This is a genomic window from Streptomyces noursei ATCC 11455 (genome assembly GCF_001704275.1).
Lineage (GTDB): Bacteria > Actinomycetota > Actinomycetes > Streptomycetales > Streptomycetaceae > Streptomyces > Streptomyces noursei.
In genome coordinates this window covers 6252608-6273514 of sequence record NZ_CP011533.1, presented here as the reverse complement: position 1 = coordinate 6273514, position 20907 = coordinate 6252608, and the positions used below count along the sequence as shown (strand labels likewise).

Annotated in this window: 22 protein-coding genes; 16 read left to right on the top strand and 6 right to left on the bottom strand. The window is 71.0% G+C overall.

What is annotated here, in order from left to right; genetic code table 11:
- The first annotated feature begins 41 nt into the window (after positions 1–41).
- Complete coding sequence (locus tag SNOUR_RS26590) at positions 42–1499, top strand: MFS transporter (RefSeq protein ID WP_067351782.1); 1458 nt, start codon at positions 42–44, stop codon at positions 1497–1499.
- A 12-nt stretch (positions 1500–1511) separates the two neighbouring features.
- Here the strand turns inward: SNOUR_RS26590 and SNOUR_RS26585 are convergent, their stop codons facing one another.
- A complete protein-coding gene (locus tag SNOUR_RS26585; protein ID WP_079142894.1) occupies positions 1512–2441 on the bottom strand; it encodes a helix-turn-helix transcriptional regulator in 930 nt (309 codons plus the stop codon).
- Between the two features lie 100 nt (positions 2442–2541).
- On the opposite strand from SNOUR_RS26585, the gene SNOUR_RS26580 reads away from it, so the two are divergent.
- From SNOUR_RS26580 to SNOUR_RS26570, 3 genes are all read left to right on the top strand, one after another.
- Positions 2542–4005, top strand: a complete 1464-nt coding sequence (locus SNOUR_RS26580; protein ID WP_099055725.1) for an MFS transporter — start codon at positions 2542–2544, stop codon at positions 4003–4005.
- A gap of 167 nt (positions 4006–4172) precedes the next feature.
- Complete coding sequence (locus tag SNOUR_RS26575) at positions 4173–5183, top strand: aldo/keto reductase (RefSeq protein ID WP_067351780.1); 1011 nt, start codon at positions 4173–4175, stop codon at positions 5181–5183.
- A 695-nt stretch (positions 5184–5878) separates the two neighbouring features.
- The gene (locus SNOUR_RS26570) at positions 5879–6460 is read left to right on the top strand and encodes a TetR/AcrR family transcriptional regulator (protein ID WP_067351778.1); all 582 of its coding nucleotides are present in this window, start codon (positions 5879–5881) and stop codon (positions 6458–6460) included.
- A 153-nt stretch (positions 6461–6613) separates the two neighbouring features.
- Here SNOUR_RS26570 and SNOUR_RS26565 read toward each other — a convergent pair whose 3' ends face one another.
- A complete protein-coding gene (locus tag SNOUR_RS26565; RefSeq protein WP_039636567.1) occupies positions 6614–7996 on the bottom strand; it encodes a glycine--tRNA ligase in 1383 nt (460 codons plus the stop codon).
- 221 nt (positions 7997–8217) lie between these two features.
- Here SNOUR_RS26565 and SNOUR_RS26560 point away from each other — a divergent pair, with 221 nt between their 5' ends.
- The 4 genes from SNOUR_RS26560 (at position 8218) to SNOUR_RS26545 (ending at position 11636) form a co-directional block, all read left to right on the top strand.
- Positions 8218–9180 carry a metal ABC transporter substrate-binding protein gene (locus SNOUR_RS26560; protein WP_067351776.1) on the top strand — a complete coding sequence of 321 codons (963 nt, stop codon included), beginning with the start codon at positions 8218–8220 and terminating at the stop codon, positions 9178–9180.
- A 94-nt stretch (positions 9181–9274) separates the two neighbouring features.
- On the top strand, positions 9275–10090 hold the full coding sequence (locus SNOUR_RS26555; protein WP_067358811.1) for a metal ABC transporter ATP-binding protein: 816 nt from the start codon (positions 9275–9277) through the stop codon (positions 10088–10090).
- Positions 10091–10102: 12 nt separating this feature from the next.
- A complete protein-coding gene (locus tag SNOUR_RS26550; RefSeq protein WP_067351774.1) occupies positions 10103–10987 on the top strand; it encodes a metal ABC transporter permease in 885 nt (294 codons plus the stop codon).
- A gap of 199 nt (positions 10988–11186) precedes the next feature.
- Entirely contained in the window at positions 11187–11636 is a 450-nt protein-coding gene (locus SNOUR_RS26545; protein ID WP_067351772.1) for a Fur family transcriptional regulator, read from the top strand.
- Positions 11637–11726: 90 nt separating this feature from the next.
- Here the strand turns inward: SNOUR_RS26545 and SNOUR_RS26540 are convergent, their stop codons facing one another.
- The 4 genes from SNOUR_RS26540 to SNOUR_RS26525 all read right to left on the bottom strand — a co-directional run bounded on the left by SNOUR_RS26540 (position 11727) and on the right by SNOUR_RS26525 (position 13858).
- A complete protein-coding gene (locus SNOUR_RS26540) occupies positions 11727–12545 on the bottom strand; it encodes an isoprenyl transferase (RefSeq protein ID WP_067351770.1) in 819 nt (272 codons plus the stop codon).
- Between the two features lie 77 nt (positions 12546–12622).
- The gene (gene recO / locus SNOUR_RS26535) at positions 12623–13369 is read right to left on the bottom strand and encodes a DNA repair protein RecO (protein WP_067351767.1); all 747 of its coding nucleotides are present in this window, start codon (positions 13367–13369) and stop codon (positions 12623–12625) included.
- 67 nt (positions 13370–13436) lie between these two features.
- Positions 13437–13655 carry a hypothetical protein gene (locus tag SNOUR_RS26530; RefSeq protein WP_067358809.1) on the bottom strand — a complete coding sequence of 73 codons (219 nt, stop codon included), beginning with the start codon at positions 13653–13655 and terminating at the stop codon, positions 13437–13439.
- A gap of 8 nt (positions 13656–13663) precedes the next feature.
- Complete coding sequence (locus SNOUR_RS26525) at positions 13664–13858, bottom strand: hypothetical protein (protein ID WP_067351764.1); 195 nt, start codon at positions 13856–13858, stop codon at positions 13664–13666.
- Between the two features lie 119 nt (positions 13859–13977).
- Here SNOUR_RS26525 and SNOUR_RS26520 point away from each other — a divergent pair, with 119 nt between their 5' ends.
- From SNOUR_RS26520 to SNOUR_RS26485, 8 genes are all read left to right on the top strand, one after another.
- Positions 13978–14811, top strand: a complete 834-nt coding sequence (locus SNOUR_RS26520) for a helix-turn-helix domain-containing protein (RefSeq protein WP_067351762.1) — start codon at positions 13978–13980, stop codon at positions 14809–14811.
- Entirely contained in the window at positions 14793–15062 is a 270-nt protein-coding gene (locus SNOUR_RS26515; RefSeq protein WP_067351759.1) for a DUF397 domain-containing protein, read from the top strand. Before SNOUR_RS26520 ends, SNOUR_RS26515 begins: the two co-directional genes overlap by 19 nt.
- Before the next feature lie 254 nt (positions 15063–15316).
- Positions 15317–16843, top strand: a complete 1527-nt coding sequence (locus SNOUR_RS26510) for an ATP-binding protein (protein ID WP_067351756.1) — start codon at positions 15317–15319, stop codon at positions 16841–16843.
- Positions 16840–17268, top strand: a complete 429-nt coding sequence (locus SNOUR_RS26505; protein ID WP_067351754.1) for a roadblock/LC7 domain-containing protein — start codon at positions 16840–16842, stop codon at positions 17266–17268. The genes SNOUR_RS26510 and SNOUR_RS26505 overlap by 4 nt, the downstream gene beginning before the upstream one ends.
- The gene (locus SNOUR_RS26500; RefSeq protein WP_039636542.1) at positions 17265–17627 is read left to right on the top strand and encodes a DUF742 domain-containing protein; all 363 of its coding nucleotides are present in this window, start codon (positions 17265–17267) and stop codon (positions 17625–17627) included. Before SNOUR_RS26505 ends, SNOUR_RS26500 begins: the two co-directional genes overlap by 4 nt.
- Before the next feature lie 22 nt (positions 17628–17649).
- A complete protein-coding gene (locus SNOUR_RS26495) occupies positions 17650–18228 on the top strand; it encodes a GTP-binding protein (protein ID WP_079142893.1) in 579 nt (192 codons plus the stop codon).
- Positions 18225–19658 (top strand): cytochrome P450, encoded by a 1434-nt coding sequence (locus tag SNOUR_RS26490; RefSeq protein WP_067351748.1) that lies wholly within the window; start codon positions 18225–18227, stop codon positions 19656–19658. The genes SNOUR_RS26495 and SNOUR_RS26490 overlap by 4 nt, the downstream gene beginning before the upstream one ends.
- Entirely contained in the window at positions 19580–20806 is a 1227-nt protein-coding gene (locus SNOUR_RS26485) for a cytochrome P450 family protein (RefSeq protein WP_067351745.1), read from the top strand. The genes SNOUR_RS26490 and SNOUR_RS26485 overlap by 79 nt, the downstream gene beginning before the upstream one ends.
- Positions 20807–20907: the final 101 nt, after the last annotated feature.

Sequence of the window (20907 nt, the reverse complement as noted above, 5' to 3'; positions counted from 1 at the left end):
CGCCATGGGCCGCCGCGCCAGGATCGTTGTAGCGTTCAACCATGACCGACCTCAGCCGCCGGCGGCGTCTGTTCGTCCTGGCGATCTGCTGCATGAGCCTGCTGATCGTCAGTCTCGACAACACCGTCCTCAACGTCGCCCTGCCGTCGATGCAGCACGAGCTGGGCGCCTCGGTCTCCGGGATGCAGTGGACGATCGACGCCTACACCCTGGTGCTGGCCTCGCTCCTGATGCTCGCCGGCTCGACCGCGGACCGCCTGGGCCGCCGACGGGTCTTCATGGCCGGGCTGGTGGTCTTCGCGCTCGGCTCGCTGCTGTGCAGCCTGGCGCCCGACCTGGGGTGGCTGGTGGCCTTCCGGATGGTGCAGGCGGTCGGCGGCTCGATGCTGACCCCGGTCGCCATGTCGATCATCACCAACACCTTCACCGACCCCCGGGAGCGGGCCCGCGCCATCGGGGTCTGGGGCGGCGTGGTCGGCATCAGCATGGCCGCCGGGCCGGTGATCGGCGGGCTGCTGGTGCAGAGCGTCGGCTGGCGCTCGATCTTCTGGATCAACGTCCCGATAGGCGCCCTGGCCCTCCTGCTCACCTTCCGCTACGTGCCCGAGTCCCGCGCCCCCCGGCCGCGCCGGGTCGATCCGGTGGGCCAGCTGCTGGTGGCCGTGCTGCTCGGCTCGCTGACGTTCGCGATCATCGAGGCCCCGGACGCCGGCTGGACCTCGGCGCAGATCCTGGTGTTCGCGGGAGTGTCACTGGTCTCCCTGCTCACCCTGGTCGCCTACGAGCGGCGGCGCCGGGAACCGCTGATCGACCTGCGGTTCTTCCACAGCGCGCCGTTCGCCGGGGCGACCGTGATAGCGGTCTGCGCGTTCGCCGCGCTCGGCGGCTTCCTGTTCGTCAACACCCTCTACCTGCAGAACATCCGCGGCCTGTCCGCACTGAACGCCGGTCTCTACATGCTGCCGATGGCCGGGATGACGCTGATCTTCGCGCCGCTGTCCGGGCGGCTGGTCGGCAGCCGCGGCCCCCGGCTCCCGCTGCTGCTGGCCGGCTGCGCCATGGCGGCCAGCGGCATCCTGTTCGCGGCCTTCCACACCGAGACGGCCCCCACCCTGCTCTTCACCGGGTACGTCCTGTTCGGCATCGGATTCGGCCTGGTCAACGCCCCGATCACCAATACCGCGGTGTCCGGTATGCCGCGCACCCAGGCGGGCGTCGCGGCGGCGGTGGCCTCCACCAGCCGGCAGGTCGGGCAGTCGCTGGGCGTCGCGGTGATCGGCGCCGTACTGGCGGGCGGGGCCCACGCCGGCGCCACCCGCCCGGAGTTCCTGGCCGCCGCCCACCCCGCCTGGTGGATCATCGTCGGCTGCGGCTCGGCCATCCTCCTCCTCGGCGCCCTGACCACCGGCAGCCGAGCCCGCGCCACCGCCCGGCGCACCGCCGCCCTCTTCGAGGACGAGACGGCCCCCGACCTCAGCCGGGCCAGCACGGGCTCGTGACCCAGGGCGGTTCTACAGCACCAGCGAGTGGGCCAGCTTCTCCAGCTCCGTCAGACGCTCCCGGGACGCCTCGTCCACCGGCGTGTACGTCAGCACCTTCGAGCCGAGGGACGGCCCCAGCCACATGTTGGTGCTGGTCAGCTGGAGGATGCCGACGACCGGGTGCCGGAAGACCTTGACCGCGCCGGTCTGCCGCTCGACCTCGTGCTGAGCCCACAGCGCACGGAACTCCGGCGACGCCTCGGTCAGCCGGGCCACCAGCGCCTTCCAGCCCGGCTCCGCGATGTGCTCGGCCATCGCGGCGCGGAACTTGGCGGTCATCGTGCGGACCGTGGCCTCCCGGTCGACCAAGCTCGCCCGCCATCCGGGGTGGGTGAACGCCAGCCACATGCAGTTGCGGTCCTCGTCCGGCAACGCGTCCAGGTCGCACAGCAACTGCCCGTAGGTGCTGTTGTAGGCGAGGATGTCGAACCGGCTGTTCTGGACGACGGCCGGGTACGGCGCGAGCTGGTCCAGGATCTCCCGCAGCGCCCGGGGGACGCCGGCGCACTCCTTGCCCGGCAGCGGATCGACCGCCCCGGCCAACGCGAAGAGGTGGCTGCGCTCGGCGTGGTCCAACATCAGGGCGCGGGCGACGGCGTCCAGCACCTGTGGCGAGACGTGGATGTCCCGGCCCTGTTCGAGCCAGGTGTACCAGGTGACGCCGACGGCGCCGAGCTGCGCGACCTCCTCGCGGCGCAGCCCCGGGGTGCGGCGGCGGGTACCGCGCGGCAGCCCGACCTGCTCGGGGGTGATCCGCTCGCGCCGGCTGCGCAGGAAGGCCGCCAACTCCGCCCGCCGGACCGAGTCGTGGGCCCGGCGCCCGGCGCGATCCGCCGGTTCCGTCCCCGCCTCGCCCCTCGTCCCCGTCGCCCCGGCCGCCTCGCGCGCATCCACCGTCATGCGTCCAGCGTGCCGCAGCCCGCAGCCGGTTGCCAGGTAGCGCTCATACCAGGATAAGAACACTCTGGTACCCGGCTGAGCGGGACGGGATTCTCGTACCGTGAGTGAAACACCCCTGGCATCCGCCGCCCCCGCCACCCCGTCCACCACCCCGGCGACGGCCCGGCCCCGCCCGGCGACCACCCCGCTGCTGACCCCGCTCGGCCTGCTGACCGTCCTGTTGGGCGCGGCCCTCCCCTTGATCGACTTCTTTATCGTCAACGTCGCCCTACCGACCATCGACCGCGATCTGCACGCCGGCCCCGCGATGTTGGAGATGGTCGTGGCCGGCTACGGCGTCGCCTATGCCACACTGCTGGTCCTGGGCGGCCGGCTCGGCGACATGGTCGGCCGGCGCCGCCTGTTCCTGTGGGGGCTGGCCACCTTCGGCCTGACCTCGCTCGCCTGCGGACTGGCCCCGGACGCCTGGTCGCTGGTGGCCGCCCGGGTCGCCCAGGGCGCGGCGGCCGCACTGCTGCTGCCGCAGGTGCTCGCCACCATCCAGGCCACGACCTCCGGCAAGCGGCGCGCCAAGGCCGTCAGCCTGTACGGCGGTACGGCCGGGGTCTCCAGCGCCGTCGGCCAGGTGCTCGGCGGGCTGCTGGTCTCTGTGGACCTGGCGGGCAGCGGCTGGCGCGCGGTGTTCCTGGTGAACGTCCCGATCGCCGCCGTGGCCTGGCTGCTCGCGGCCCGCACCGTGCCCGAGACCCGCTCGCCGCACCCCAGCCGGGTGGACGCTCCCGGCACCGCGCTGCTCGCCCTCGCCCTGATCAGCCTGCTGCTGCCGCTGACCGAGGGCCGCGCCGCCGGCTGGCCGTTGTGGTCCTGGCTGCTGCTGGCCGTCTTCCCGTTCGCCGCCGTGGCGTTCGTGGCCGTGGAGCGCCGCGCGGAACGCACCGGCAGCACGCCGCTGGTCCCGCCCTCGCTGTTCCACATCCGCTCCGTCCGCAGCGGCCTGACCATGATCGTCCCGTTCTCGGTGGGCTTCGGCGGCTTCATGTTCGTGGTGGCGGTGGCCCTGCAGAGCGGACTGCGCTACGGGCCGCTGGCCGCGGGCGTCTCGCTGGCCCCGCTCTGCGTCGCGTTCTTCCTCGCCTCGCTGGCCGGGCCCCGGCTGGTGCAGCGCTTCGGGCGCAAGGTGGTGATCGCCGGCTCGCTGATCCAGGGCGTCGGACTCGCGATCCTGGCGCTGACCGTCCACGCGGACTGGCCCGGCATCCCGGTCGCCGCGCTCGCGCCGAGCATGACGGTGCTGGGCATCGGCCAGGGGCTGGTGCTGCCGGTGCTGCTGCGGATCGTGCTGAGCGAGCTGCCGGTGGCGCAGGCCGGGGTCGGTGGCGGCGTGATGGTCACCACCCAGCAGTCGGGCCTGGCGCTGGGCGTGGCGACGCTCGGCACGCTCTTCCTCGCCCTGCTCCCCTCCGCCGGCATCCGCGACGCGTTCCTCGCCGCCCTGTTGACCCAGCTGGCGATCGTCGTGGGCACCACCCTGCTCGGCCTCCGTCTCCCCCGCACCATGCGCTGACCTGCGGCGGGGTACGGGACGCCCCCACCGCAGGCACCACCCTTCACCCTCACGACTGACAAATATTGAAATCTGTCACTCCACATGTCATGGTTGATGCACGGCACGACGGGCCACCCGCCCGTCGACGCCCCTTTCCTCCTCCCTATGCACCCCAGGAGCACGCCGTGCAGACCCGCACCCTCGGCACCACCGGCCCGCAGACCTCCGCCCTCGGCCTCGGCTGCATGGGCATGTCCGCCCTCTACGGCGACGCCGACCGCGCCGAATCCCTCGCCACCGTCCACGCCGCCCTCGAAGCCGACGTCACCCTCCTCGACACCGGCGACTTCTACGGCATGGGCCACAACGAACTGCTCATCAACGAAGCGCTTCGCACGGCCCCCGCCGCCGCCCGCGAAAAGGCCCTGATCAGCGTGAAGTTCGGCGCCCTGCGCACCGTCGAGGGCGGCTTCAGCGGCTACGACGGCCGCCCCGCCGCGGTGAAGAACTTCGCCGCGTACTCCCTCCAGCGGCTGGGCACCGACCACATCGACATCTACCGCATCGCCCGCGTCGACCCCGACGTCCCGATCGAGGAGACCATCGGCGCCATCGCCGAACTCGTCGAGGCCGGCCACGTCCGACACATCGGCCTCTCCGAGGTCGGCGCGGAGACGCTGCGCCGGGCCGCCGCCGTCGCCCCGATCTCCGACCTCCAGATCGAGTACTCCCTGCTCTCCCGCGGCATCGAGGACGCGATCCTGCCCACCGCCCGCGAACTGGGCATCGGCATCACCGCGTACGGAGTCCTCTCCCGCGGCCTGATCAGCGGCCACTTCGCCCGCGACCGCAAGCTCGCCGCCAACGACTTCCGCGGGATGTCCCCGCGCTTCCAGGGCGAGAACCTCGACCGCAACCTCGACCTGGTCGACGCCCTCCGCAAGATCGCCGACGAGAAGGGCACCACCGTCGCCCAGACCGCCATCGCCTGGGTCCTCTCCCGCGGCGAGGACATCGTCCCCCTGGTCGGCGCCCGCCGCCGCGACCGCCTCACCGAGGCCCTCGGCGCCCTGGACGTCACCCTGACCCCCACCGACCTCACCGCCATCGAACAGGCCGTCCCCGCCGGCGCCGCCGCGGGCGACCGCTACCCGAGGTCGCAGATGGCCCACTTGGACAGCGAACGCGAACGCTAAGCGCTGAGCTTTACTTCCCACGTTGTCGGCGATCGCGCCGTGGGGGTTCGCCTGTTGCGCCCGCGGCGCCGGGCCCGCCTGGCGGCGGGGTCTTGCGGTTTCCGCTGCGCGGGGCCGGGCCCGCCTGACGGCGGGTTCTTCCGATATCCGCTGCGCGGGGCGGTTCCGCTGCGCGGGGCGGTTGGGTGCGGTGACGGGCCGGAGGGGGTGGTGTGCAGGACTGCTGCGCTTTACGTCCTGCACACCACCCCCTCCGGCCCGTCCCCTCCCGTTGAGGGTCATGAAGACGGTGGGTGGGGGCCGACGTGAGTGGTCCGGTGACGGCCGTCAGCACACTCCACCAACGCACCACCGGCAGGGACCCACCAAGGCGCACCCCTACGGTCCGGAATCCACCCATCAACGGGAGGGGACGGGTCTGTGGGGTGGGGGATGTGCGGACGTAAAGCGCAGCAGTCCGCACATCCCCCACCCCACAGACCCGGCACCGCACCCGACCAGCCCCGCGCAGCGGAACCGCCCCGCGCAGCGGAACCGCCCCGCGCAGCGGATCGGCACCCCGCCGTCAGGCGGGCACGGCGGACACCGCACCACCCCGCCGTCAGGCGGACCCGGCGGACACCGCACCCCAGAACGGGAACCGGTACCGTCCATTAGGTACGTGCACCGTTCAAGAGAAAGGTCGACCCGACCCCATGCCCCCCGAGACGTTGACGCCCGAGCGGATCCTCGAAGCTACCGAGGAGGTGCTGCGCCGGTACGGCCCGGCCAAGGCCACGGTCGTCGATGTCGCGCGGGCGTTGGGCGTCAGTCACGGCAGCGTGTACCGGCACTTCCGTACGAAGGCGGCGCTGCGGGAGGCGGTCACGGCGCGCTGGCTGGATCGCACGAGCGAGCAGCTGGCGACCATCGTCGACGACGAGGGGGCCGCCGAGGGTCGGCTGGGCCGCTGGCTCGCCACGCTCTTCGAGGCCAAGCGGCACAAGGCCGGTGACGATCCCGAACTCTTCGCCACGTACATGACGTTGATCGGCGAGAGCGGTGGCGTGGTCGATCGGCACGTCAGTGATCTGGAGTCGCAGCTGACGAAGATCATCGAGGCGGGCGTCGGGGAGGGCACCTTCCACGCACCGTCCCCCGCCACCACCGCGCACGCCGTTTTCGCCGCCACCGGACGATTCCACGACCCGTGCTACGCCGCCGAGTGGTCCCGTCCGGAGATCACCGCCGACTTCGAGGCGGTCCGCGACCTCGTCCTGCGCGGGCTGCGCGGCTAGGGCCAGGCCGGGAAGGCGACGGAGCGCCGGTCCGTCCCGCGAGAAAACGCCACGCCGGCCGGTCCCCAACTCCTCGGGGACCGGCCGGCGTTCATGTTGTCGCGACGGGCGGCCGCGCGGCCGCCGTCGTCGGCGCTCCCGCCGTCAGGCGGTTCAGCAGCCGAGCAGACGCGCGCCCAGGTAGGACTGGATCTGGTCCAGGCTGACACGCTCCTGCTTCATGGTGTCGCGCTCGCGCACCGTGACCGCGTTGTCGTCGAGGGTGTCGAAGTCGACGGTGACGCAGAACGGGGTGCCGATCTCGTCCTGGCGGCGGTAGCGGCGGCCGATGGCGCCCGCGTCGTCGAACTCGATGTTCCAGAACTTGCGGAGGTCCGTGGCCAGCCCCTTGGCCTTCGGGGAGAGCTGCGGGTTGCGGGAGAGCGGCAGGACCGCGACCTTCACCGGGGACAGGCGCGGGTCGAGGCGCAGCACGGTGCGCTTCTCCAGCTTGCCCTTGGCGTTCGGCGCCTCGTCCTCGGTGTAGGCGTCGAGGAGGAAGGCGAGCATGGTGCGGCCGACACCGGCCGCCGGCTCGATGACGAACGGGGTGTAGCGCTCGCCGGCCTCCTGGTCGAAGTAGGAGAGGTCCTGACCGGACGCCTTCGAGTGCGCGTTGAGGTCGTAGTCGGTGCGGTTGGCGACGCCCTCGAGCTCGCCCCACTCCGAGCCGCCGAACTGGAAGCGGTACTCGATGTCGGCGGTGCGCTTGGAGTAGTGGGAGAGCTTCTCCTTGGGGTGCTCGTACCAGCGGACGTTCTCCTCGCGGAGACCGAGGTCGCGGTACCAGTTCCAGCGCTGCTCCATCCAGTACTCGTGCCACTGCTCGTCCTCGCCCGGCTTGACGAAGAACTCCATCTCCATCTGCTCGAACTCGCGGGTCCGGAAGATGAAGTTGCCCGGAGTGATCTCGTTCCGGAAGGACTTGCCCATCTGGGCGATGCCGAACGGCGGCTTCTTCCGGGAGGTCTGCTGGACCTGCGCGAAGTTCGTGAAGATGCCCTGGGCGGTCTCGGGGCGCAGGTAGGCGACGGAGGCGGTGTCCTGCGACGGGCCGAGGTGGGTGGAGAGCAGACCGGAGAACTGCTTGGGCTCGGTGAAGCCGCCCTTGTTGCCGCAGTGCGGGCAGTTGACGTCGGCGAGGCCGTTCTCGGGGAGCTTGCCGTGCTTGGCCTCGTACGCCTCCTCCAGGTGGTCGGCGCGGAAGCGCTTGTGGCAGGAGGTGCACTCGGTGAGCGGGTCGGTGAAGGTGGCGACGTGGCCGGACGCCTGCCACACCTCGGGAGCCAGGATCACCGACGAGTCGATGCCGACCACGTCCTCGCGGGAGGTGACCATGGCACGCCACCACTGGCGCTTGATGTTCTCCTTGAGCTCGACGCCGAGGGGACCGTAGTCCCAGGCAGCGCGGGAGCCGCCGTAGATCTCACTGCAGGGGTAGACGAAGCCACGGCGCTTGCTCAGGCTGACGATGGTATCGATCTTGTCGGCGGCCACGGTGCTCTCTTCAGTACGACGTCGGACAGTGGATAGGGGGCGCGCTGCGCCTCGGTGAGGTGTGGTGATCGCGAGACGGCTGGGCGAATAGTTCAGGGTAGCGGCGGGCGTACCCCCCGGACCAAATCGATTCGGGATCGGTTCCGGCCGGTTGTCGGCGCCCTGTGACCTGGCGCGCACTTTGTTGACAATCATTTCCATGTTTGTTGAAAATGACTGTCATGAACGTACGCCCTCACATATCCCGCGCGGCCGTCGCCGGAGCCGCGGTACTCGGCCTGCTGGGTCTCTCCGCCTGCTCCACCACCGCCTCCGGGCGCACCGACGACGGCAAGCTGAAGGTGGCGGCGTCGTTCTATCCGATGCAGTTCCTCGCCGAGCAGATCGGCGGGTCGCACGTCGAGGTGTCCAACCTCACCAAGCCGGGCGTGGAGCCGCACGACCTCACGCTCACCCCCAAGCAGACCGGCCAGCTCGGCGAGTCCGGCGCGATCGTCTACCTCAAGGGCCTGCAGCCCGCCGTGGACGACGCGGTCGCGCAGTCCGGGGTGCGGCACATCGCCGACGCGGCGAAGCTGACCCGCATGGAGACGCACGGTCCCGAGGTGGACGGGCACCACCACACCACCGGCGACAACCACGCGCACTCCGAGTCCGAGCCCGGCCAGGACCCGCACGTCTGGCTGGATCCGGTGAAGTTCGCCGAGGTCGCCAAGGGCGTCAACACCACGCTCGCGGAGGCCGACCCGAAGCACAGGGCCGACTACCAGAAGAACACCGACGTCCTGGTGAAGAAGCTGGACGCGCTGAACAAGGAGTTCGCGGACGGGCTGAAGAACCGCGCCTCGGACACCTTCATCACCACGCACGCCGCCTTCGGCTACCTCGCCGAGCGCTACGGCCTGGTCGAGGAGGCGATCAGCGGTCTGGACCCGGAGTCCGAGCCCAGCGCCAACCGGATCAAGGACCTGCACACCCTCGCGGAGGAGCACCACGTCTCCACCGTGTTCTTCGAGACGCTGGCCAACCCGGCCACCGCCAAGACCCTCGCCGGCGACCTGCACCTGAAGACCGATGTGCTGGATCCGCTGGAGGGGATCACCGACAAGTCCCGCGGCAAGGACTACTTCTCGGTGCAGCGCGCCAACCTCGCCGCGCTCCAGAAGGCGCTCGGCACCAAGTGACCGGCCCCGGGCCCCTCCCGCGTCCCGCGCACCCCGCGCGGTACGCCCCGCACACCAGGACGCATCGCACGACGGAGGTCGACAGATGAAGGACATGGGCCAGCCCGTCATAGCCCCGGAGGCCGGTGGCCGGCGCGCCGAGGACGGGTCGGCGGTGATCGAGCTGCGCGGGGCGACCGCGTCGCTGGGCTCCCGGCCGGTGCTGCGCGGCGTCGATCTGACCGTGCGGTCCGGCGAGGTCGTCGCGCTGCTCGGCGCCAACGGCTCGGGCAAGTCCACCGCCGTCCGCTCGGTGATCGGCCAGGTCCCGCTGACCAGCGGTGACCTCGCGCTCTTCGGGACGCCGTTCCGCCGCTTCAAGGACTGGGCGCGGGTCGGATACGTGCCGCAGCGCACCACCGCGGCCGGCGGGGTGCCGGCCACCGTCCGCGAGGTGGTCACCGCCGGCCGGCTGGCCCGGACGAAGCTCGGCCTGCTCCGCAAGGCGGACCGGGCCGCGGTGCACCACGCGCTGGAACTGGTCGGGATGGCGGACCGGGTCAAGGACTCGGTCAACGCCCTGTCGGGCGGGCAGCACCAGCGGGTGCTGATCGCCCGGGCGCTGGCCGGCGAACCGGATCTGCTGATCATGGACGAGCCGATGGCCGGCGTGGACCTGGCGAGCCAGGAGGTGCTGGCCTCGGCGCTGCGCGAACAGGTCGGCCGCGGCGCCACGGTCCTGCTGGTGCTGCACGAACTCGGCCCGCTGGAGCCGCTGATCGACCGCGCTGTGGTGCTGCGGGACGGCTGCGTCGTCCACGACGGCCCGCCGCCCGAGGCGGTCGGGCAGCACGCCCTGCCCGGCCACGACCACGTCCATCCGCACGCCGACGCCGCCGCGGAGCCGCTCCGCACCGGCCTGCTGAGCTAGGGGCCCGCCACCATGGAAATGCTCGACTTCGCCTTCATGCAGCGGGCGCTGATCGCCGCCCTGATCGTCGGGATCACCGCGCCCGCCATCGGCATCTACCTCGTCCAGCGCCGCCAGGCCCTGATGGGCGACGGCATCGGCCATGTCGCGCTGACCGGGGTCGGCCTGGGCTTCCTGCTCAACACCAGCCCGGTCTGGGTCGCCACCGCGGTCGCGGTCGTCGGTTCGGTGGTGATGGAGCTGATCCGCTGGTACGGCAAGACCCGCGGCGATCTGGCGCTGGCCATGCTGTTCTACGGCGGCATGGCAGGCGGTGTGATGCTGATGAACCTCTCGGACGCGGGCTCCAGCGCCAACCTGGGCACGTATCTGTTCGGTTCGATCACCACCGTCTCGCCGCAGGACATGACGACGATCTACGTACTGGCCGCGCTGGTGCTGGCGATCACGGTGGGGCTGCGCCGCCAGCTGTTCGCAGTCTGCCAGGACGAGGAGTTCGCCCGGGTCACCGGCCTGCCGGTGCGGCTGCTGAACCTGCTGATCGCGGTGACCGCCGCGGTCACCGTCACGGTCGCCATGCGGGTGGTCGGTCTGCTGCTGGTCAGCGCGCTGATGGTGATCCCGGTCGCGGCGGCCCAGCAGATCAGTCGCAGCTTCGCGGTGACCTTCGCGACCGCGGTGGCGATCGGTGTGGCGGTGACCCTCACCGGCACCACCGCCTCGTACTACGTCGACGTGCCGTCCGGCGCGACCATCGTGCTGTTCGCCATCGCCCTGTTCGTGGTCTTCACGGCGCTGGCCACCCCGTTGGCCAGAAGGCGGGCCGCGGCGGCCGGGAAGGGGTGCACCCTGGAAGTGCCGGCCGGCCGCACCGCCGAGGACGACGTCCGGGTGTAACGGCGTCACAGGCATCCCGTCGCACCGGCGCGCAAGATCGCGCCGGCGCGCGGGGACGGTCCTCGGGCGGTGTGGGACGGCCCGTCCGAGGGATACATAAGGGAGTAGAGGTAAGCGCCAAACAGGGCTTCCGGTCATCACCTGGCACAATGGCCAAACGCATGCGCGGGAGAAGTCCTGACGTCCTAGGGAGGCAACGGTGGCGACGAGCGCGGGATCTCCGGTCCGCGGCCGGTCGACGCGGCAGCGCACCGCGGTTTCGGCCGCACTCGACGAGGTCGACGAGTTCCGCAGCGCGCAGGAGCTCCACGACATGCTCAAGCACCGGGGCGACTCGGTCGGGTTGACCACCGTCTACCGGACGCTCCAGTCCCTCGCCGACGCCGGCGAGGTCGACGTGCTGCGCACCAGCGACGGCGAGGCCGTCTACCGCCGGTGCAACAGCGACGACCATCACCACCACCTGGTGTGCCGCGGTTGCGGCAAGGCCGTCGAGGTCGAGGGCCCGGCGGTGGAGAAGTGGGCCGAGCAGATCGCCACCGAGCACGGCTTCCGCGATGTGGCGCACACCGTCGAGATCTTCGGGACGTGCGGCGACTGCGCGTCGAAGGCGGAGGCCGAGGCGGGGGCGAGGAACAGGGGCGTCTGACGCCCCGCGAGCCGGCACGACGGGCCGCCTCCCCCGCGCGGGGAGGCGGCCCGTCCGCCGTTCGCCGACCCGCCGTCCGCGGGCCCGCGCTCAGGTCGCCTTCTCGCCCGCCTCCAGCGGCGCCGCGCCGAACCGGCGGTCCCGCTTGGCGTACTCCAGGCACGCGTCCCAGAGGTTCCGGCGGTCGAAATCAGGCCAAAGGATGTCCTGGAACACCATCTCGGCGTAGGCGCTCTGCCAGATCAGGTAGTTCGAGGTCCGCTGCTCACCGGAGGGCCGGACGAACAGATCCACATCGGGCATGTCCGGGTAGTACATGTACTTCGCCACGGTCTTTTCGTTGACCTTGGACGGGTCCAGCTTCCCGGCCCGGACGTCCGCCGCGATGGCCGCCGCGGCATCCGCGATCTCCGCCCGGCCGCCGTAATTGACGCAGAAGTACAGCGTCATCGCGTCATTGTTCTTGGTCTGTTCCTGGGCGATCTGGAGTTCCTGGACGACGGACTTCCACAATTTCGGCATCCGGCCGACCCAGCGGATACGAATACCCAGTGCGTCCATTTCGTCCCGGCGCCGCCGGATGACGTCCCGGTTGAAATTCATCAGGAAGCGGACCTCGTCCGGCGAACGCTTCCAGTTCTCGGTGGAGAAGGCATAGAGCGAGAGGTTCTTCACGCCCATTTCGATGCAGCCCTTGAGGACGTCGAGCACGACGCCCTCGCCCACCTTGTGGCCCTCCGTGCGCGGCAGCCCGCGCTCCTTGGCCCACCGCCCGTTGCCGTCCATCACGATCGCGACGTGGTTCGGGACGAGCTCGCCGGGGATCCTCGGCGGACGCGCACCCGAGGGATGCGGCTCGGGCGTCTGGTACTCACGTCGATTACGCCCCAGAATCCCGCGTACTGCCATGCGCCCCACGTCTCCTATGCAATATCGATGGACGGTGTCTTCACGGTGTCGTCGTGGCCCGGCGGTGCCGCCCCGCGCTATTTCTCCACGTAGCGCAGGGACCGCAGGCCGCGCTCCAGGTGCCAGTGCAGATACGCCGCGACGAGGCCGCTGCCCTCCCGGACATGGCGCGCCTCGCAGGCGTCCGCGGTCTCCCAGTCGCCGGTCAGCAGCGCGCTCAGGAGTCCGATGGCCTCTGAGGAGGGTACGACGCTTCCGGGCACCCGGCAGTCACCGCACACCACGCCGCCCGACCCCACCGAGAAGAACCGGTTCGGACCGGGCATTCCGCACCGCGCGCAGGCATCGAAACTTGGCGCATAGCCGTTCACCGCCAGCGAGCGCAGCAGGAACGCGTCCAGCACCAGGTGCGGCGCGTGCGCCCCGTTGGCCAGCGTCCGCAACCCGCCGACCAGCAGCAGGTACTGCTGGACGGCCGGCTCGCCCTCGTGCTCGGTGAACCGCTCGGCGGTCTCCAGCATCGCCGTCCCGGCGGTGTAGCGGGCGTAGTCGGTGACGATCGCGCCACCGTACGCGGCGATCGTCTCGCTCTGCGTGCACAGCGGCAGCCCGCGCCCGACCAGCTCCCCGCCGCGCGCGAAGAACTGCACGTCCACGTGCGAGAACGGCTCCAGCCGGGCCCCGAACTTCGACTTCGTGCGCCGCACCCCGCGCGCCACGGCCCGCACCCGGCCGTTGCCGCGGGTGAGCAGCGTGATGATCCGGTCCGCCTCGCCCAGCTTCTGGGTGCGCAGCACGATGCCGTCGTCGCGGAACAGAGTCATACCGCCATTCTCGCCCACGCCCGGCCGCGGCCCGGCCCCGCACCCCGTCGGGCCCCAGGGGCCGCCCTCAGGCCCGCTCGCCGCGACTGCGGGCGTTGGCGTAGCGGGTCTCCGCCCGGAGCCGCTCGCCGGCGGTGGCGCACCGGGTGGCCTCGGGGGCGCACTCCCACTCCCGCCCGCCCCCGACCGGCCGCAGCCGGAGGCGCGGCCCCTCCCGGCCCACCACCCGCCCGACCCGCCCGTCCCTGGTGTCCACCACGTACGCCCCGGCCCCCGGGGCCACCATCGGCGCCCTCACCGCTCCCCCAGTGCCCGCGCCAGCCGCCGGGCGGTCTCCGTATTGCAGCGCCCCAATTCCACGAGCGGGGGCATGGTGCGATGCGCGTACGAAACCGGGTCGAGGCCGAGCGACGGCAAAATGATGCCAGCTCGGGCCAAGGCTTCCCGCAATTCCGCGATCACGGTTTCCACACCGGAATGCTCTTTCACTGCCTGTCCCGCTTTCTGTGAGGGTTTTTCATCGTTCGCAGCGAAAGCGTGGGGCCCCGGAGCTAGCCTGAGCAACAGGTTCGGCTCTGCAACTGCCAGGCAGGGAAAGGGAGTAGACCATGGCCAACGCCTCACGCCAAGTACTCTGGGAGTATTGGGGAACGGAACTCAAGCGACATCGGGAGAACGCCGCCTTGACCCAGGAGATGCTGGGAGAGAAGGTGTTCGTCTCCGGCGGATACATCGGACAGTTCGAGCAGGCGATCCGCCGCCCCCAGCTGGACGTGGCGATCCGCATCGACCAGGTTCTACAAACCGACGGTTTTTTCGAGCGGACGTGGCGCAAGCTCATCGACGACCAGCGGTACGCGGATTACTTCGCGAAGGTGGTGGAACTTGAGCGACTGGCGACACAGATCTGCGAGTTCGCCCCGATGTCCGTGCCTGGGCTGCTCCAGACTGAGCCGTACATGCGGGCCGCCATGCGAGCGGCCAGCCCGTTCGCGCCGGACGAGGAGTTCGATGAGGGCGTGCAGTCGCGGCTGGATCGTGCGGTCGTCCTCAACCGCGCGGAACGCCCCAAGTATTGGGCGGTGCTGCATGAGGCCGTCCTCCAAGTTCCGGTGGGCGGACCGGCCGTCATGGCCGAGCAGTTGGAGCACATCGTGCGACTCATCCGCGAGCACAAGATCCTGATCCAGATCCTCCCGTTCGCCGCGGGCGCGTACCCGTCCATGGGCAAGATGCTGAAGCTGATGGACTTCGACGACGCCCCGCCAACTGCCTATACAGAAACGGTGTATGCGGGTTCGCTGCTGGACGATCCGGCCATAGTGAAGCGCGTACAGCAGGACTACGATTTGATCCGGGCCGCAGCGTCCTCGCCAGAGGCGTCCTTGGTCCTGATCAAATCGGCGGCGGAGGAATACCGAAAATGCGCGACTACGACCTGAGCACGGCCGAGTGGCACAAGAGCAGCTACAGCAACGGCGAAGGTGGCAGCTGCATCGAGGTCGCCCGCTGGCGTAAGAGCAGCTACAGCGGTCACAACAACGACGACTGCCTGGAGATCCGCGACGACCTCCCCGGCCTCGTCCCCGTCCGTGACAGCAAAAACCCGCACGGGCCGGCACTGGTCTTTCCGGTCGACGGGTGGTCGACATTCGTGGATGCCGTGAAGAGCGGTCGGTACAAGACGATCTGACCGCGTCTCATTCGCGCACCATCCACGTCATATCCACGGCATCTCCACAAGGCCCCGCCATCCCTCCGGATGTCGGGGCCGCATCACGTTACCGACCGGTCATCGACGACTGAATGCGACCTTCCACACTTCTCCGTCCACGCACGTCAAGGACCCTTACGGCGTGTCAGGCGGCAGGTAGCATCCGGTGATGTTCGGCGGCACGGCAGCCGTGGCGGCCGAGACATCCCCGTCCGTCCCAAACGAGGATCTCGATGACATCCATACCGCAGGCGCTGTTGTGGTGCCTCAGCGCAGGTACGGCCGCCGCCGTGGTGCTGGCGGCGCTCCTGGTCCGCGTGCGCAAGGAGCGGGCCGGCCTCAGAACCCGGCTGGCCGCCGCTGAGGAACACAACAGCGCCACGCTCCACAGCAACACGGAGCTGTCGGCCAGGCTGCGGGCCACGGAAGCCGAGATCCGGCACCTGGCCGAGGCCCGGCTGCCCGACCTGACGTTGGCGCTGGCGCATCCTCACGTGCCGGTGCGCGGTCTGCTGGACAAACGATTCGGCGGATCGCCGACCGACGAGGCACTGGCGGCCGTGCTGACGCAGGTCAGCGAGGCGATCACCAAGGAGCGCACCCGGGTCGACGCGGCGGCGCAGTCCACGCTGCGCGGCGCGACCACCACGATCCAGGCGCTGCTGTACCAGGTGCAGACCTCGTTGCAGACGATGCAGCACACCTACGACGACCCGCAGATCGCGCAGGACCTGCTCAACGCGGACTTCCTCAACGAGCAGGCGCTGCGCCGCGTCCAGGCCACCGGCGTCGTGTGCGGTGCCTGGCCGGGCCTGACCCGTGAGGACTCCTACCTCGCGGAGCTGGTGGTGGGCGCCACGTCGCGGCTGCGCGGCTACGAGCGGGTGCAGGTCAGCAACCAGCTGCGGGACCCGGTCGCGGTGGTGGCGCGGGCCGTCGAGCCGATCGCGATCACCGTCACCGAGCTGCTGGCGAACGCGCTGCACCACTCGCACCGGGAGCTGCCGGTCACCGTCACGCTCCAGCAGGGCAACCGCGGCGCCTCGGTGATCATCGACGACTACGGCGTCGGCATGCACGACGACGAGATCAAGCACGCGATGGAGCTGCTGGCGGGCGCTGACAGCATGCTGTTGACGCAGCTCGGCGATCCGCCGCGGTCCGGTTTCGCCGCCGCCGGCCAGCTGGTGCGGCAGTACGGCTTCGGGGTGCACGTGGAGCCGTCGCCGTACGGAGGCGTGCGGGCTGTGGTCTACATCCCGGGCGATCCGCTGCTGACCGTCCTGGACGAGAGCGCGCGGCCGATCTCGGTGATGGCGCCGATGCCGCACCGGGCCCCCGGCGGGCCGCGGGACCGGGTGGCGATGCCGTCCACGCTGCCGACCGGGGCGACCGCCCCGGCCACCCCCGCGGCGGCCGTGCCGACGCCGCGCCCCGCGCCGGCCGAGTCCTTCGCGGCGCCCGAGCCCTACCCGGCGCCCGCGCAGTCGGCGCCCGCGCACGCCGCGCCGGCCCCGGCGCCCGCGGAGTACGCCGCGCCGGAGCCGGAGCAGCCGCCGGCCGAGGGCGAGTTGCCGCGCCGGCGCCGTCGTCGGCCGGTGTCCGAGCAGCAGCCCGAGTCGAACCCCGACACGATCAACCTGCGCTCCCCGGAGGAGACGGGGTCCCGCTGGGCGGCGCTCCAGCGAGGCACCGAGTCCGGGCGGGCCGCAGCCCAGTCAGAACCCCCGCGCAGTCCCGAAGGGAACGCCCAGTCATGAACAGCCCCACCCGCCGCCGTGTCACCGAGGACAAGTCCTGGGTGCTGGCTCCCCTGTTGGAGCTGCCGCATGTCGTCCACGCCGCCGTCATCTCCGGCGACGGTTTCATCGAGGGTGCCTCGCCGGGCCTGTCGCGGGAGGCCGCGGAGGGCGTCGCGGCGATGATGTCGGCGCTCCAGGGCGCGGGGCGCGCGGTCACCGCGGCGTTCACCGAGAAGGACGACGCGCGGCTGCGGCAGACCGTGATCGAGTCCGACGAAGGTTTCGTCTTCGCGATTCCGGCGGGTGAGAACACCTGCCTGGCCGTCTTCGCCGACCCGGAGGTGAACATGGGCGTCGTCGCGCACCACATGCAGATCCAGGTGACGACCCTGGGCAAGAAGGTCATGAACAGCCCGGCTCGGGACCTCGGCAGCCAAGCATGACGCCGCGCCAGAGCAGCGGACGGCGCCTCGTACCGGCCTATCTGGCGACCGGCGGACGCGCCCAACCGAGCCGCAACACGTTGGACCGGCTGACCGTGCTGATCAGTGTGGACATGCCGATCACCAGCGAAGTGCGCCCCGAAGAGCACCGGATCCTGGAGCTGCTCCAGCCCGGGGCGCTGACTCTGGCCGAGGTGGCCGCCCACCTTCACCTGCCGGTGAGCGTGGTGAAGGTGCTGGTGGCCGACCTCGTCGATGCCGGGCGCCTGCACGCCCGAGTCCCCATACCCGAAGCCGAGCGATTCGACCGGCAGATCCTGGAGAGGGTTCTCGATGGACTCCGCTCTCTCAAGTCCTAGCCCCGGCGCCGGGACCGGCAACATGTACCTCAGCGGCGAGCACCAGACACTGGTGAAGCTGCTGGTCGCCGGCCCGTTCGGGGTCGGCAAGACCACGCTCATCCGCGCGCTCTCGGAAACCCCGCCGCTGCACACCGAAGAGGTGATGACGCAGAGCGGCGCGATGGTCGACGACCTCGCCGGCGTGCGGGACAAGACCACCACCACCGTCGCCATCGACTTCGGGCGGCTGACGCTGCCCGGGGACCTGGTGCTGTACCTGTTCGGCACGCCCGGGCAGAAACGGTTCCGCCCGCTGTGGCAGGACATCGCCCGCGGTGCGCTGGGCGCCCTGGTCCTCGCGGACACCCGCCGGCTGGCGGACTCGTTCGAGGTGATGGACATCGTGGAGGAGGCCGGGCTGCGCTACGCGGTCGCGGTCAACACCTTCCCCGACGCCCCGCAGTACGACGTGGAGAAGATGCGCGAGGCGCTCGACCTGCACCCGGACACCCCGTTGGTGCTGTGCGACGCCCGGGACCGGGCACAGTCCGTCGACGCACTGATCGCGCTGGTCCGACACGTCCTGGACCACACGCCCGAGGAGAACCCGAACCCGTGACTTCCCCGTACGAGCCGTACGAGCCGGGCGCCGCCCCGCAGCCGTCCTGCCCCGGGCAGGGCGTTCCCCTGCCGCCGGAGGGCGCCGTCCCGCCGCCGGGATGCCCGGCGCACGAGGGGCCGTCGCAGACCGCGGGGCACCCGGACCCGAACGTCCCGATGCGGCTGTACGGGCCGGAGTTCGCGGCCGACCCGCACGGGTTCTACACGCGGCTGCGGCAGTACGGGGCGGTGGCCCCGGTGGAGATCGCGCCCGATGTGCCCGCGCTGCTGGTGACGGACTACCGGGCGGCGCTGGAGCTGCTGAACGACGACACCACCTGGTCCAAGGACTCCCGGGCCTGGATGCAGACCGTCCCGCCGGACTCGCCGGTGATGCCGATGCTGCACTGGCGGCCGAACGTCTTCTACAGCGACGGGCCGGCGCACGTCCGCTACCGCGACGTCATCGTCGACAGCTTCAAGCTCGTCGAGCCGCACGAGCTGCGGGCCCGGGTGCACGACGCGGCGGACACCCTGATCCGGCGGTTCGGCGACCGCGGCGAGGCGGATCTGATCGCGGACTACGCGCGGCTGATCCCGCTGCTGATGTTCAACACCCTCTTCGGGCTGCCCGATTCCTACAGCGACCGGCTGATCGCGGCGATCGCGGGAATGCTGGAGGGCAATTCGCCGGAAGAGGCGCAGGCCGCCAACGAGGCGTACACGCAGTACATCATGGAGCTGGTCGGCGCGAAGAAGGCACAGCGCGGGCCGGACCTCACCTCGTGGATGATGGACCATCCCAACGAGCTGGGCGACGAGGAACTGATCCACAACATCATCCTCGTGATGGGGGCGGGCAACGAGCCGCTGGCCAACCTCATCGGCAACGCCCTCGCCCGCATGCTGTCGGACGACCGCTACTACAACACCGTCTCCGGCGGGGCACTGACCGTCCACGACGCCATCAACGAGGTGCTGTGGAACGACCCGCCGATGGCCAACTACTCCGCGCACTTCCCGGTCCGGGACGTCTTCTTCCACGGCACCTGGGTGCGCGCCGGGCAGCTGGTGATGGTGTCGTACGCGGCGGCCAACAGCCAGTTCGACACCACGGGCGCCCAGGGCCCCGGGTCGGGCAGCGGATCACACCTGGCGTGGGCGGCGGGGCCGCACGCCTGTCCGGTGAAGCGGCACGCGCTGCTGATCGCCATCACCGCGATCGAGCGGCTCACCGCCTGGCTCTCGGACATCGAACTCGCCGTCCATCCAAGTGAGTTGGAGTGGCGCAACGGGGTCTTCCACCGGGCCCTGGCCGCCCTCCCGACCCGCTTCACCCCCATCAGCCCGGACCAGGCAGGAGCCACGCCATGGCAGACCAGCGGCCCTTCGTCATCGACCCCGCCGGAACCGACGTCCACGGTGAAGCAGCCCGCCTCCGCGCACTAGGCCCCGCAGCCCGGATCGAGCTGCCCGGCGGCATCCAGGCGTGGGGCGTGACCGGTCACGCCCTGCTGAAACAGCTGCTCACCGACGACCGGATCTCCAAGAACCCGCGGGACCACTGGCCACAGTGGCAGCGCCCGGAGATCCGCGGCAGCTGGCTCCAGTCGTGGATCGGCGTGACGAACATGTTCACCGCCTACGGTCCCGACCACCGGCGGCTGCGGAAGCTGATCGCCCCGGCGTTCACCGCGCGCCGCACGGACGCGATGGTGCCGCGGGTGGAGCAGATCACCCGCGAGCTGCTGGACGGGCTGGCGGCGCGCCCCGCCGGCGAGGTGATCGACCTGCGGGAGTCCTTCAACCACCCGCTCCCCATGCAGGTGATCTGCGAGCTGTTCGGCTACCCGGAGGGTGCGCCGCGGAGCGAACTGGCCCGCGTCGTCGCCGAGATCATGGACACCACGGCCACCCCGGAGCAGGCCGCGGCGACCCAGCTGGCGGTGGCCGAGCTGCTCGGTTCGCTGGTCGCGGCCAAGCGCGCGGAGCCCGCGGACGACCTGACCAGCCTGCTGGTCGCGGCCCGGGACGACGAGGGCCAGGGGATGACCGAGCGGGAGCTGCTGGACACCCTGCTGCTGGTCATCGGCGCCGGCCACGAGACCACCGTGGATCTGCTGGGGAACGCGGTGTTCGCGCTGCTGACCCACCCCGATCAGCTGAAGCTGGTGCGGGCGGGCGGCGCGTCGTGGAACGACGTGATCGAGGAGACGCTGCGCTGGTCGCCGAGCATCGCCAGCCTGCCGCTCCGGTTCGCCGTCGAGGACGTCGAGCTGCCGCACGGCGAGGTGATCCGCAAGGGCGAGGCGCTGCTGCCGATGTACGCGGCGGCGGGTCGGGACCCCGAGCAACACGGCGCGGACGCCATCACGTTCGACGTCCGGCGGGCGGCCCAGGAGCACCTGGCGTTCGGGCACGGGGTGCACCACTGCATCGGCGCGCCGCTGGCCCGGCTGGAGGCACGGACCGCGCTGCCGGCGCTCTTCGAACGGTTCCCGGACATCCATCTGGCCGTGCCGGCCGAGGAGTTGGCGCCGGCCGGCGGCTTCATCGCGGGCGGGCTGGCGAGCCTGCCGGTGCGGCTGACGGCCTAGGGCCTGTCCGATGGGTCAGGCCCTAGGGGCTGCCGCACACGGAGCGTGAGCCGGGCAGCCCCCGGCGGCATGCGGCCCCGCCACCGGTTGCTTCCGGTGGC